Origin of the sequence: Paraburkholderia sp. RL17-381-BIF-C, from assembly GCF_046026435.1 — a bacterium.
Classification (GTDB): domain Bacteria; phylum Pseudomonadota; class Gammaproteobacteria; order Burkholderiales; family Burkholderiaceae; genus Paraburkholderia.
On record NZ_JARESX010000004.1, the window covers coordinates 63848 to 77179 of the forward strand.

Annotated in this window: 15 protein-coding genes; 11 read left to right on the forward strand and 4 right to left on the reverse strand. The window is 55.7% G+C overall.

The features are described 5' to 3' along the window. Positions 1 to 47 precede the first annotated feature (47 nt). The 11 genes from P0D70_RS04650 to P0D70_RS04700 all read left to right on the forward strand — a co-directional run bounded on the left by P0D70_RS04650 (position 48) and on the right by P0D70_RS04700 (position 8854). Positions 48 to 269 carry a DNA-binding protein gene (locus P0D70_RS04650; RefSeq protein ID WP_408183056.1) on the forward strand — a complete coding sequence of 74 codons (222 nt, stop codon included), beginning with the start codon at positions 48 to 50 and terminating at the stop codon, positions 267 to 269. Then, positions 269 to 538, forward strand: coding sequence for a helix-turn-helix domain-containing protein (locus P0D70_RS04655; RefSeq protein WP_408183059.1), 270 nt, complete (start codon positions 269 to 271; stop codon positions 536 to 538). Before P0D70_RS04650 ends, P0D70_RS04655 begins: the two co-directional genes overlap by 1 nt. Beyond that, positions 535 to 1404, forward strand: coding sequence for a helix-turn-helix domain-containing protein (locus P0D70_RS04660; protein WP_408183062.1), 870 nt, complete (start codon positions 535 to 537; stop codon positions 1402 to 1404). Before P0D70_RS04655 ends, P0D70_RS04660 begins: the two co-directional genes overlap by 4 nt. A 25-nt stretch (positions 1405 to 1429) precedes the next feature. After that, positions 1430 to 2098, forward strand: a complete 669-nt coding sequence (locus P0D70_RS04665) for a hypothetical protein (protein WP_408183066.1) — start codon at positions 1430 to 1432, stop codon at positions 2096 to 2098. A gap of 162 nt (positions 2099 to 2260) precedes the next feature. Beyond that, entirely contained in the window at positions 2261 to 2923 is a 663-nt protein-coding gene (locus tag P0D70_RS04670; RefSeq protein ID WP_408183070.1) for a terminase small subunit, read from the forward strand. Then, on the forward strand, positions 2916 to 3101 hold the full coding sequence (locus tag P0D70_RS04675) for a hypothetical protein (protein ID WP_408183073.1): 186 nt from the start codon (positions 2916 to 2918) through the stop codon (positions 3099 to 3101). The genes P0D70_RS04670 and P0D70_RS04675 overlap by 8 nt, the downstream gene beginning before the upstream one ends. Before the next feature lie 282 nt (positions 3102 to 3383). Further along, positions 3384 to 4028 (forward strand): hypothetical protein, encoded by a 645-nt coding sequence (locus tag P0D70_RS04680; protein ID WP_408183075.1) that lies wholly within the window; start codon positions 3384 to 3386, stop codon positions 4026 to 4028. Positions 4029 to 4209: 181 nt separating this feature from the next. After that, entirely contained in the window at positions 4210 to 5019 is an 810-nt protein-coding gene (locus tag P0D70_RS04685; RefSeq protein ID WP_408183077.1) for a hypothetical protein, read from the forward strand. Positions 5020 to 5126: 107 nt separating this feature from the next. After that, the gene (locus P0D70_RS04690; RefSeq protein ID WP_408183079.1) at positions 5127 to 5774 is read left to right on the forward strand and encodes an XRE family transcriptional regulator; all 648 of its coding nucleotides are present in this window, start codon (positions 5127 to 5129) and stop codon (positions 5772 to 5774) included. 722 nt (positions 5775 to 6496) lie between these two features. Continuing rightward, positions 6497 to 7846 (forward strand): AAA family ATPase, encoded by a 1350-nt coding sequence (locus P0D70_RS04695; protein WP_408183081.1) that lies wholly within the window; start codon positions 6497 to 6499, stop codon positions 7844 to 7846. Positions 7847 to 7849: 3 nt separating this feature from the next. Continuing rightward, positions 7850 to 8854, forward strand: a complete 1005-nt coding sequence (locus P0D70_RS04700; RefSeq protein WP_408183083.1) for a DUF4435 domain-containing protein — start codon at positions 7850 to 7852, stop codon at positions 8852 to 8854. 461 nt (positions 8855 to 9315) lie between these two features. On the opposite strand, the gene P0D70_RS04705 is transcribed toward P0D70_RS04700, so the two are convergent. The 4 genes from P0D70_RS04705 to P0D70_RS04720 all read right to left on the reverse strand — a co-directional run bounded on the left by P0D70_RS04705 (position 9316) and on the right by P0D70_RS04720 (position 13277). Beyond that, positions 9316 to 10581: a radical SAM protein gene (locus P0D70_RS04705; protein ID WP_408183085.1), complete on the reverse strand. Its 1266-nt coding sequence runs from the start codon at positions 10579 to 10581 to the stop codon at positions 9316 to 9318. 81 nt (positions 10582 to 10662) lie between these two features. Continuing rightward, the gene (locus P0D70_RS04710; RefSeq protein WP_408183087.1) at positions 10663 to 10968 is read right to left on the reverse strand and encodes a hypothetical protein; all 306 of its coding nucleotides are present in this window, start codon (positions 10966 to 10968) and stop codon (positions 10663 to 10665) included. A gap of 533 nt (positions 10969 to 11501) precedes the next feature. After that, complete coding sequence (locus tag P0D70_RS04715; protein WP_408183089.1) at positions 11502 to 12329, reverse strand: TIR domain-containing protein; 828 nt, start codon at positions 12327 to 12329, stop codon at positions 11502 to 11504. Between the two features lie 579 nt (positions 12330 to 12908). Continuing rightward, complete coding sequence (locus P0D70_RS04720) at positions 12909 to 13277, reverse strand: hypothetical protein (RefSeq protein ID WP_408183091.1); 369 nt, start codon at positions 13275 to 13277, stop codon at positions 12909 to 12911. Between the last annotated feature and the right edge of the window lie 55 nt (positions 13278 to 13332).

Consider the following 13332-nt stretch of genomic DNA (forward strand, 5'->3'; position numbering starts at 1 on the left):
AGGCATCGTCATCAACAAATCCGCGCGATGCGGAAAGGAAAAAGACGATGCAAGCCTTGCAATCCATCCCGCCTGGATTAGCAGCTGTAGCGCGTGGTCGCGACACCCTGCTGACCGCTGAAGCAGCCCCGGCGATCAGCCGCGCGCCGCAGACTCTCAGAAAATGGGCCTGCTTGGAAAGCGGTCCTATCCGCCCCGTACGCATTAATGGACGTCTCGCATGGAAGGTGGCCGATTTGGCCCGCCTGCTGAATGGTGATGCGGTGTAATGGCCGCCTCGAATATGGGTACAGCGGCACAGCGTGTCCGCGTTGTCGAAGCGCTGCGCGGCGGCCCGCAGACTACCTACAGCTTGCGTGCGCGTGGCGTCAGCCATCCCGCGATGCGGATCAAGGAACTCGTCGCGCTTGGTCACGCGATTGCATCCTCTCGCGTGACGGCCATCGATTCCGATGGCTTTTCGCACAATGGCGTCGCCATGTATGAGCTAGCCGAGTGTCGCCAGCCGGGCCTCTTTGACCAATGGGGGACCGAGTGAGCCGTTTCATTGTTCTTCCCGCGCGCTTGCTTAGTGATGCCCGTCTCACGTCTGTGACCCATTTGCGCGTGCTGATGGCTCTGTGTTCGTACACGGACAAGCATGGATGGGCGTGGCCTAGCCGCAAGAAACTCGCCGAACGCATGTCGGTGGATGGCTCGACCGTTTCGCTCGCTCGGGTGTCCCAGTGCGTTGCCGACCTGAAATCGTGGGGCTACCTCGAAGCGCATTCGTGGACGCGTGAGTCGGACGGCGGGCAGACGAGTAATCGCTATCGAGTCCTGTTCGACATCGGCGAGCCCGATGCAATACCGGACGGCGACGACGCACCCTCCGGCGATAGCCTTACCCCCGTAAGCAGCGCTTACCCCCCAGTGAGCCCTAAGGATTTACCCCCGAGTAAATCCCATGAGATTTACTCCATGAAGGTACCAACGAACGATTCATTGAAGGGAGGGGTATATAGCGCGGGCGAGAAAGCTGCGGATGAGCAGTTCGAGCAGGCATGGGCCGCATACCCAAAACGCGCCGGTAGCAACAGCAAGCGCGACGCGCTGAAGGCATGGAAGGCTCGCCTTGCCGCTGGTGAGTGTTTCGAGACTTTGATGAGCGGTGTGGCGCGCTACGCGAAGTATTGCGAGGACACCGGCAAGACCGGGACCGAGTACGTGAAGATGGCAGCAACGTTCTTCGGACCCAGCCGCCACTTCGCTGAGGCATGGGAACCGCCAGCAAAGACCCTGCAGCGTATTTCGTCGAACATCGGCCCGACCAACCATCGCGAAGCATCCCGCGCCGCCGCAGCGGCGTCCATCGGCTTAGGAACCCCGAGCTATGACAACGAACCTTTCACCATCGACGCTTAATTCGGGCGCAATTTCTGCTGACCCGATGGATTGGCTCTTCGGCCAACTGCACGGCTTGTTCGGCAACAAGTTTTTGGACGCATTTCGCAGCGGGCATATCATTGATGGTCGCGATTCGGGTATCGAGAACATGAAGTGCGTATGGCGCGAGAAGATCCGCAGCAACGCGCTGAAGTTCGCCGACGTGCGCCGTGGTCTAGCCGGTGCAGAGCGCCTTAAGTGGCCGCCCAGTTGGGGCGAGTTTCTCGAACTCTGCAAGCCGGCGCTCGACGTTGACGAGTCGATTCGTGAGGCGGTGGAGCAGATGGCGGCGCGTCGAAACGGGATCGACCAATGGTCGAGCCCGGCGATTTACTGGGCGGCAGTGCGGATCGGTGAATTCGATCTGCTCTCGCTGTCGCACGCGCAGATCAAGCCGCGCTTCGCATCGGCACTCGCGAAAGTGATCGAAGGCGGCGAAATTCCGCCCGTTCCGGCACGCGTACCGGCTCTTGCGGCACCCGGCAAAAGCGAATCGACGCGCCAACATGGCCGCCAGCAACTCGACGCCCTAATCAACGATTCCGGCCTACTGCGTTCCGTGAAACAAGGCGGTGGCCGCGAATGGGCGCATCGCATCATCAAGGCACATGGGCGCGGTGAGGCTATGCCCGCGCACAGGATCAATTTCGCGCACGAGGCACTTGCAGCATGAAAGCGACCGCCAGCGAAACGCAAGCTGCCGCGATTGCCGCGCTTTTGCGTCGCGCCAGTCTGCCGGAGGCCGAAGTCCAGCGCCGGACCCGTCGTGCGCTGGCGGCTGGTCTAACGCGGACGCCCGCAGAGAGCAAACCGACCGAATCAACGGGGAACACAGATGAAGAAATTTAGTAAGGAAAACCAGGAGTCTTCGAGGGATGGCACGTCGGCGATGCGTACCACCCCGGCAATGGGCAAGGATGCGCGCGCAACGGGTTCGAAGGATGCGGGCAAGGGCATGGTAGCGCCTGCACCCACAAAGCCCGCAAAACGCCGCGCAGGTCGTCCGAGTCGCTACCGGCCGGAGTTTTGCGAGGCGCTGCTCGCACACTTCGACGGTCCCGCTGAACGCGTCTTCGAGGTGGTGAAGCAGGACGGCCGAGGCGGCACGATTGTCGTGCATGAAGCGCGCGCCAAACCCTTCCCCACGCTCGGGAGGTTCAGCGACACCATCGGTGTCGCGGTCCAGACGCTGCGAAATTGGGCAAAGCGGTACCCCGATTTCGGTTTTGCCTTCGAGCGCGCGCGGGACCGGCAGGCAAGTTTGCTGATTGAGGGCGGCCTGTCCGGCGCGTACGACTCGCGCTTTGCCGTGATGGCGGCCAAAAACCTGCTTGGCTGGCGGGATAAGGCCGAGCTGACCGTGACGGCGACCGTCACGCAAGCGAGTGTCGGCGAACTGGACGCCATCTACGAGCGCGGCATGGCGGAGGCAGCGGCGGGCAAGGCGACCGTGGCAGCGCGCAAGCAACGCAGCGAGGGCGGGCCCCGCCATGACTAAGGGCACCGCGCACGCCGCGCTTGTCACTCGCCTCCGCCAGGTGGCCGAGCTTCGCCATGCTTTGGTCGAGCGCGACGCCACCCGCACGAGCGCGACGAGCGGCCGACCGGCGGACGTGTTCGTGCGCTTGAAGGCAAGTCACCGCGTTTTGACAACTGCGCGCAAGCTGGCAGAGTGACGCCCTGCCGAGTTCGTTGCTCAAGCAGCGTCGCGGGCGCGCTCAACCGGCTGAAACGTCCGTCGAATATGGGCGGACGGCTCTCCTGTTGATTCAACGGCCCACGAATTATTTGCGCCCAGTGCGCGCGCCCGCGCGCCCGCGCGCTCGCGTGTGCGCGTGATAACAGAGCGCTATCGGCCGAGCAATTTTCCGTTTCTGTCGGTTTTAGGAAAACTGCTGGATTTGCTAGTCCGCGGCGCTGAGATATTGGGTGCCTCTCCCAATTGAAGTCAATTTGCTATGAAAAAACTCCCGTCGTTCAAGGGTCGCGCCGCACCCGTCATCGAAATCGCCGCCGCACCCGTTACAGAACCCGTCTCCGCACCCGTCACAAACGGTGCAGGCGAACGGGCCGAGCCCGTTGGCTCCGGAAAATACACGGGATTGCTGACCTTGCTCATAAGGGAGCGCAGCGCGCTGCTCGAAATGGTGGGTCCGGAAGAGGAATTCGCACAGGCGAAAGCCGTAGCCGTCCAACGTGGCTGCACGATTGACGAATCGCTGCGCGAGCGCCTTGCCGACGTGCGGGGTCAGCGGGAGGCCGCTTGGTCCGCGCAGCGCGTGTTGCGAGCCAAGCAGGCAGACCAGATGAGCAAGGCCGGAACGGAGGTGCATGCCGCGATTGAAGAGCGTTTGCGCCTCGGCGAGGTCGTTCGCGGCCTGAAAACGCGTATCTCGAACTTCGACGCGGCCCGCCGTGCTTTTATCGGCAAACTGGTTGACGCGGGCATGAGCCTCGAAGAGGCGTCGAGCGTTGAGCCGAAGCCGTCGGCCGACGATCTCGCTGGATGGTGCGCGCAACTGGACGATGCGTTGGCGCGCGATGCCGAGTTGGCGGCACGGCTACGGATTGGCGCGACGGCGTTCCTGTCGGAGGCTGCGTGATGGCTGGCCTTCGAAGAATGACGCCCAAACTGTGGTTGGCCGTGCGTTTAGCATACACGAACGGCGAGTCAGCGAAGTCTATCGCGGCACGCTATCCGGTCGCGGTCCAGACCATCTACGGGCGCGCGTGTGCTGAGCGCTGGCGTGATGCGACCCATCAGCCCGCCGCAATGGAGCCTCAATGACCGCTCAGACGCCAACCGCCAAAATCCTGTCCTCAAAATGGGACGGGCTCAATCCGAACCTGATCGCGAAGTTCTATCCGGTCAAACGTGCCGATAACGGCAATGACTGGGTGCAGAGCTTTGGCACGCGCACGCTGTCAGCCGCCGATAACTTCACCGTTGACGATGGCTACGAGGTGTGGACGCCGATCACCGACGGCTCGCAGGAAATGACGTTGAACTGGACAAGTCCGTTTGAAGGCGCTGGCGCTGAATCGAAGGTGCCGACTATCTCTGCGATGTTGCAATCGGGCGTGCTGTCGGCAGATGTAGCAGCGCTCGTAACAAAATTCAGTAAAGACGGCGGTGAGGACGCCATCAAGCTGCTGCGCAGCGCGACCGGCCGCACCGGCATCACGAAATTGAATTCGACGCAGGTTTTCTCTGGTATGCCGCCCGTCAAGTTCTCTTTCACGGCACATTTTCGCGCGCTCATCGACCCGAAAAGCGAGGTGCGTGACCCCATCACGCAACTCGAACAATGGGCGGTGCCGCAGTATCTCGCCGATCAGGGCGTAATCGCAGGCGCGCTGCAAAATGGACTGAAGAACCTCGGCTTGGAAACCATATTTCCGTCGGTCTCGCCTCAATTGCTCGCGATGAAATACGGCGATCAGACCATTTTGCCTATCGTCATCGAGAGCATTTCCAAGCCCTTCACCGTGCCGCGTTCAAGCAAGGGTGAAGCCATCAATGTGGCCGTTCAACTCACCGTCGCGACGCTCACGGCAATCGACCGCCGCGACATTGCGGGGTTTTATGGGTAAGCACTTGCCTTCTGAAGCAAGGGGGAGTCGAGATGAGTGATCTGAAAGACGAAAGCATTTCCGATTCGCGGCACGACGCACAGGCACGGCAAGCCATCAAGCGCTTCGTGCGCGACAAGAACAAGCCTGAAGAACTGGAGACGCTGCGTTACAACCTGATCGTTGCGCGGGTGCTGTCAGGTATGACCGCAGTCGAGGCGGCGGCGGGCTTTGGCTACGCGAACTCGACGCAGGTGAGTCTTATTGAATCGGGGAAGCGGCAGATTCCTCGCGACCATCAGTTTCTGCGGCAGGCGTCTCAGGTCTATGCCGTCTCGTGCGATTTCCTGCTCGGACTCTCGCCGCATACACAGTTCGACCCGCGCGTTGCTCACCAGCACGCCCTCATGCGCGGTACGGAATCGATACTGGGCGACATTGCCGCCCAGTTCGCTACGGTGATGATCGAGTTCACTAATCAGGCGCAGCCCGTCCGGGAGGATTTCGCGCGCGTGTGCGAAGCCGCGCAGAACGTTGAGCAGGCGCTTGCCACCGCTCGTAAGCATGGGCTTGACGAAGTTCGCGGCAGTTCTGCGCTCGTGGTCGCGGCCGACAAACTCGCGCAGGCAGCCGAGCCGCTGCGCCGGAAGGTCATGCGCAACCAACTCATCGACAACTATTTCAGTGAATTGCGCGCTGGACGGATGCAGCCGATTCCGTATTTGGTCGAGCGCTACGTCCCTGATGGTTGGGCCGAAGAGGGGGCCTCGGCATGACGATTAAAACCGACTCCAAGGGCCTTCTGATCACGGAAGGCCGAGTAGATACCGCGTCGATACTGCGCAGCACGAGTTTCTAGATGGAGGTCTGCGGCACGTCCGAATAACAGGCTCGCCGAAGATGATCCTCTGGCGCAATCAAAGCTTGAAGCGCCAAACTCGCGTTTCGCGGCATCGCCACACTCGCTTCGGCCGACAAGATCGAGATGGGGCGGCAGGTACCGGAGGTCGCGCGCAAAGATGCCGGACTCGCGGCTGACCCGAAAACCGAGCCAAGCCTGACTTTCCATTGACCTTGGCGCCTTCGGGTTGCGTTAAGCTATTTGCTTGAAAAGGCCGCGCCGTGCGGCGATCTCCGCGCTTGGTCGTCGGGCGCTTGCCGGCCAACTGCGGCCCTTCGTACATCCCATTGGTTGCTTAGCTGAACGTCTGCTCTGCGCCCGGTTAGCTAACCCTTACGCAGCACCCTAGCGAGTTTGTGAAGCCCGGCCCAAACACAGACCGGCCGTCACTCGTTCACCGAGTCTCCGAGAAATTGCACCGTTTTTCCGTGCTCCCCCGCGCATGCGACGCGGGAGAACGGACCGCAAAGTCGCGTGCTACTGGCCGTCCCGCAAGAATGTTCCTGGAGGGTTCTGATAGACCGGCATTACAATCAAACATGTGTGCCGCCCAGTCGGTCGCGTACGGTGACGAAAAATAATGCGAAAGGAAATCAATTGATCTCAAAATTCATAATCGAAGGCTTGCACGGCTACAAAAGAGTGGAAATCTCATTCAGCACGCCTTATATGGTACTGCTCGCTGAGAACGGGCAGGGAAAAACGACTATATTGAATTTGCTGTATGCATGCCTCTACGGAGACACGAAAAAACTCAATCGAATTCAATTTGATCGCGCCACGCTTATTTTCGATAATGCGGCACCCGTAGTGATCGTAAAGAATGACCTCCCTCCGGACGTCGAAATGCCTAGCATTGGCAGCGGGCGCGCATTGGGTTATCTGAAAAGACAGCACACAAAAGCAGAGTTGGAGTTTGTGTTGTCGAGAACCAATGAAGGTGTTCCACATGAAGAAATCGCGCGACTCTTCACTCGAAATTTTGGAAAAACGATTGTCAAAGCGGCATTGCGCGACTTAGCCAATGAACTCAAGCCTAGTCGCGAATACAACAATGTCTCAGTGTTCGATCTGGCCCTAGAAGCATTTAAATCGAAGCCTTTATATCTCCCCACGTTCCGGCGAATCGAGGAGGATTTGGCAAGACTGGGAATTGAAAATGCAGAAATAGGTGAAGGCGGAATAAATTTCGGGATTCACGATGTGCAACAGAGACTCAACGAAATACAGAAAGAAGTTCTTCTCTCATCGAATGAATGGTTTTCAAAAATTAACGGCGAAATACTCTCGAAATTGGTGAATGGGTTCGCCCTTGATGAAAGCGATGAAAAACGTGTTGCTTCTCTCGAAAAAATCGATGTCGTACTTGAGAGAATCGGAAAGAACATAGGCTTGGACGACAAAGAAGAAATCAAGCGAATATTTCGCAGTAGAGAGCTTTTTGCGGAAAGTAAATATCAACCGCTCGTCTATTTTCTGTCAAACATGGTAAAAGTGTACGAAAAGCAGAAAGTCAATGACGTTGCGGTGAAGGAGTTTGCTCAACAATGTCAGAAATATTTGGTTGAGAAGCAAATCGACTACAACGAAAGTACTCTTTCCGTTACCGTCACGAATGCGACGACCCATGAGCCGGTGTCGCTGGATCAATTTTCGTCGGGCGAAAAGCAGATCGTATCGCTATTTGCGAAGCTATATTTAGGTGAGAAAATAGAGACACCTAACTCCAGCGACGGCGCGTCCTTCCGGTCATCAGAAAAGCTGGCAATTTTTTATGATGAGCCTGAACTTTCCTTGTCCGTTGAGTGGCAGGAAATGTTACTTCCGGACATCATTGATAGCGGGCGGTGTGCCTTCCTTTTCGCTGTGACGCACAGTCCATTTATCTTGAAGAACGTAAAGCAATACGCTCGCGATCTTACCCGTTTCGTGACGGTGGAACAATAAATCATGGATAGGGTAAATTATTTCTCTGATCTACTCGAAAGCGAAGCACCCCTCTTTAAAAAATATGTCTCAAGAAGGAAAAAATGGAAGACGGATGCCGTGTTTGTGTTTGAGGGCGATGACGAAAAATACTATAGCTCAGTGATTGGTACAATTTTTTCGACTGAATATCATGGCTTTGTGTCAGGGTCTCGCGGTAATTCGATCGCACTGCATAAAGCGCTCGCGTCGAACGATCAACTTTCTGACGATGTAACCTATTTTTTCATCGACCGAGACTTTGTGTTAGAAGATGATCTCTCTGAGAAGGTCTATGTAACATCCGGCCATTCGATCGAAACCTACTACTGCGACGAACTTGCGGTAAAACGGATGATCCGAAGCGAGGCTGGGCTTGGTAAGGCGAAAAATGAGCATGCAGACGAAGATGAAGTACTTGCAGACGTAATGTCGTTGTACGGAAGATTTCATGCGGAATTAATGAAATCGCGCGAGCTGAAAAAGGCAAATATTTTGCTTTTCTTGTTTTCGGCTACGGGCAGCGAACTTAAGCTTAATCTTAATCAAAACATTTCTCTCGTTTCTCAATTTTATGCGCATGCGGGATTCGTGAGAATGACAGTATCACTAACGGTCGGAAAGCATCTCTCCGCAATATTGAATCAGCACGTTCGCGGAAGGGGGAAAGAGCTTTTTTCGATGCGGTCTCATTTGAAAGATTTCCGGGAAAATCCAATATGCAGAGGTAAGCAGGAATTGGAGTTCCTGAGGGAGTTTCTTGTTAGCTGCGGCGGCGGAGTGCTACATCGTTATGTAAAGGACAAATTTGGCTATTCTGTATCACTTCGATTTAACGGCGGCTCTTCAGACCTGCTTTCGTTTGGCGCTCAATACGCTATTAAGCCACAGAAATTAATCGATTTCATAAATCACGCCAACTTGCGCGCCGAATTAGCGCGCAAAAATCGAGCAGCGGAAGCCAGCGCCGGCTGCCAACAACAATCTTAGAGCTGACCGGTGCCTGACGCCGATTGGTAGTCGATTGGTACGATTGAGACATGCTATTTCGTGACTCTCGGTGCGGGCACCTTTTTGCTGGCCGCTCGGGTCTGCACTGTGAGCGTTTTCGGTGACTGCAGCAATCTCGGTAGCCGCCGTTGAGATGGTGTTCATCTCAACGGCAGAAGTGGGTCGCGTGCTGTCGATGGCTACCTTGTGGCATTCGGTTTGCATGCCGTTTGCATGAGGCAGTGGTCGGCCAGAAGCAGTCGTTGTCGGGCGACAGCAGATCCATAATCGAACGTCGGCTTTGTCGCAGATACCAGGCTTACTCCGATCTTCCAGCATCGCCATACAAAGACGTTAAATGATAACGTTCAGTCGACCGGGATCACCGGTTACAAATAGCTTCGTCGAATCCGGTATACACTTTATATGGAGAAGTGTACTACCATGACTGCATTTCATCTTCAAAATGTATACTGCGATGAGAGCATTATATTTGCGACTGTGCGAAAACGGTCTGCCTCTGTCATTAACAACATGTAGATGTTGCGGCGATCCGGGCAGGCGTAGAAGTCCGATTTCATGGATCGATCACGCGCTCTCAACTCATGAAAATCGCCGGTATAACAAAAACCGCTTACAAAGCACTTTTTGCACCGCGGCGACGAGAGTCCAAATTCCTCTTGAAGACTTTCGAGCTTTTTTATGTCGAAATCATCGGCTGTGCCTATACAAAATTCTGCGTCAATCAAACCGTCCATCGGATAGACATTGCCGTCGTCGTGGAGATACAAGGTAAAACGTGGAAGTGCGCGTGCGCGGCGAAGAAAGAGAGTCTTGAGAGTCCATCCAAGTGGTGACAGCTCGATTGTTTGGATAAGATGAGGTTTTCTCGAGAATACCTCGACCAAATACGACGCCACGTGAAATTCATTAAGCTCCCTCTTTATTCCATTCTTTATCGCGTTGCCGACTGGAAGCAGTGTGCCATACGTAACCTTAAAGCCATTTGAGTAAGCAAATTCCAGGTAGCTTTCGAGGTTCGAAATGTTACTCTTCGTGAGAACGGGTTTTAGCGACACGTTGGCACCAACGCTTCGTAGATAATCGAGGTTCCTCAGGATTGCATCAAAAGTTCCTTTTCCCCGTGACTGATCATTGATTTCCGGATCAACAGCATCAAGACTGATCCGCCACTCTACCCCGGGATCGCCAACCGCTTCGCGGTATTCAGAAGACCTTATGCGCGTGGCCACCCCGTTTGTAGATATGCGCGCCTGGAGATCCCGATTCCGCGTATGTGCAATCATTTCTGGGAGTCGGTCATGCATCGTCGGCTCCCCGCCGAAGTATTGCACCGAGAAAACATCTTCGCCCCCTACCTCAAGAACCTTGTCAACGAAGGCAGTAACGTTTTCATAGCTGAGCGTTCGAAACTGGGCTGCCGTGAACGACGGTGAATTTACGTAACAATATTGGCACTTCAAAAAGCATCGATTGGTCACGCTAACAATTGGGTTTCTGAATAATGTCCTCTTGTTTGGCTGCTCGTTTTGGTTCGAGAAGTTTAGAAAGTAGGCGAGCATTGCCTCAATACTTTCGGTTCCAATTGTTGCTCTGCCTGTCAACTCATGCAAGACAGGCGTCGAAAGATCATCCAATGAGTACAATGTTAAATGCACGCCGAAACGACCAATAATGTGGAGCAGCTGGGCTTCCGAGCAGTGCATCCATGTAGAAGTCTCCGGGATAACGCAAAGCAGTTCACCGGAGCGCAATTTTGAGCAATATAGGTTCACGGTGCGTGTGGCTCACTCGCCCCCTTCACCCCACATGGCCTTGATCTTTCTTGCGTCGGCGACAGTCACTAAATCAATGCCGAACGTCTTCGGATTTGTCTCGAAGCCGGCGATGTCGGGCGTCCCGACCACGCTCTTCCTTAACGTTTTCACTTGATCCGCGGTAAAACGGACAAGCCCGGGCTTTCGCGGTCGGACCAGTTCAGCCGATCCAGTTTTTGCATTGATTGAAATCTGAGCCGCCTCGATGCCAAGTTTTTGCAATGCTGCTTGTTGTTCTTCGCTCAGTTCAATCAGGACTTGCGCGCTAGCAGCCATTTGTTGTCTCCTTGACATTGATTGCCAGATTGCTTACGGACTTGTTTTTTTGCGAAGTCTCACTCGACTTGGAACAGCGTCTATTGATTCCGAATCTTGAGCGTAGTCTGGCAAACGGAGCGGGTCAAGGACTGCCGATCGCTGGCGGGCAAAATGGCATTGCCCCGCCCTACGGCGCAGATCCTGAATGTCTGCGTGCCGTGCTAGCTGCCGTTGCTTTGGCGGAGCTTCGACTGGCAGAAGTGGGTCGAACTGAGCCGGACGCATGCCGAGCAACTGAGGCTCGCAGCCATCCAGCATCGGACCGGGTTCGGCCGAGGCCGTGTGAAAACGCGCGCTGAATGTGGCCTGAAAAATCGACCCTTCAGATCGCGCTGTATTGGCTTGGTTGCCACTTGGGAAGGGCAAAGCGACACCCAAAAACCGAGTACTTTCGCGTTTTCACACGGCCTCGGCCAGTTGAGGGCATTCAATACTTGAGATCAGATCGCCGACAATCGGCGCACTAGTTCATATTGTGTTCTCGGGCAGCTTCATTCGGCTCCCGGGGGCGTCAGCACCTTTGACGTAAACTCATCGCTTGCCTTCGAAAGTCTGTCCACGCTCGAAATCATGGCGTGTAGGGTATCTTTGTGTTCGAAAATATCGCCAGCCAGCATTCCCGGCGATCCCAGTCCCTGCGACCCGGGAGACAACATGACTGATGCGCTTTGCATGATTTGGGCGAAACCCTTCATGACGTTAGTCATCTCATCCATTTCTTTGTCGCGGGTTTGCTGCCATTCGAGTCTTAAGTTTTCGCGGCGAATCTGCTCGCGCGTATTAGTCACAAGCTCATCAAGTATTTCGTCTGTACTGCGCGCAGCCGGCACTTTTTGGTCGGCAACTGGTGTCGATGCAAGACGAGCTTCGAGCCTTGGCCACCAAACATCAAAGCTTTCGTCTAAATCAGCTTGTGCGAGCTCGCCCACTTGCAATGCGCGATTTATCGTTGTCACGATTCGTCGCATACCATCCCGAGTCAACGGGTTTGCTTGAAACTGTGCCAGTGGGCCACTTAACTGACTCGGTGCCATCTCATAGAGGAGAGGACAGACGGACGCCTCGTTGAGCGCTTTTGACAATGCTCCTGCCTCAAACAACAGCCATGCGTTGCTTTGATTCTCAGGGGTAACGCATAACAACCCGAAATTTGTAGTTGCCAGTTCGGAAGAAACCTCGTTTAGCCAACGGCTTCCTGCGAATATGTCGGCGTCCGACATCCATGGCTTCACTGTTTGCATCACTTTAGGAAGCCACTCCCTGAGCGCCTCGGCGATATATCGGCTACGATCACCCGACCAACTGATGAAGATCTTCATTTCACGCCCCAAGTTGCTCAGCGAATGTGTTTGAGATAAGTCTGCCGAATTCTAAAGCAATTGGAGTCCAGCCTGAATCCGACAACTTTGCTGGCACCACTGGCTGTCTGCTTACGGGGAAGTCGACCGGCTGGAGCGGTTCGGTATGCGCCAGATGTCCCGCACATGCCCAGGGAGTTCGATTGACGCAACGCTGCACGCATTGCGAACGTCAACCGCTGAATCCGAACTTCGTCGCACTCGGGGTTACTCATCGAAAAGTCCACATGCAGCGGAATCCGCATCCGGACAGCAATATGGAGGCGCCGACTTTGTGTGGCAGGTGTCGGGGGAACCCCGCGCCAGCAGCCCATCCTGAGATTTCGCCGCGCCGGAGGCGGGTGCTTCACTCAGGCCCGCCAGCGGTGATACTACCGAATGCTGGCGACCCTTGTCGATTCGCTCAGGCAACAAGAGCACGGGGTAGGCCTCTTGGCCATCGAGCCGCGCTCGCCCTCGCTCGCCCGTCGTCGGTCCCACCAGACATGCAGAGTGTAATTAGAGTGGGCGTTACTGGAGCCCGAACATTTGCACCCGCCACTATCGCGGTACCAGCGTCAGGTCCGCCTCGTTGAATTCGCGCGCCTCGTAGACGACGTTTGCAACCACGCGTTGCTTGTGGTCATAGAAGCCGACGTAGGCCAGATACCCGTCTTGCGTGCGCACGAGGTCACCGCGCTTTAATGCGCGAGGCGGCGGCTCAATACCTTCTATTTCCTCTGCGGGCTCGCCGCCCGGCTCGAACTGCTTGCCAAACAGGGCAAAGCCCGTTGCGAAGCGCTTAGCGCGCACGCTGTTCAGCAGGTTTTCGAGCCGTTCGAGCAGCGCTTCGCGGTCCCCATCACCTGCCTCGACGGACTTCATCGCAGCCTCTAGCTCGTCCTCGATGTTCCGAAAGTGCTGATACACGCGTCCCCCGTTGACGCCCCCGATCTACTTTCCGGGGCGGATGCGGGATTATGCT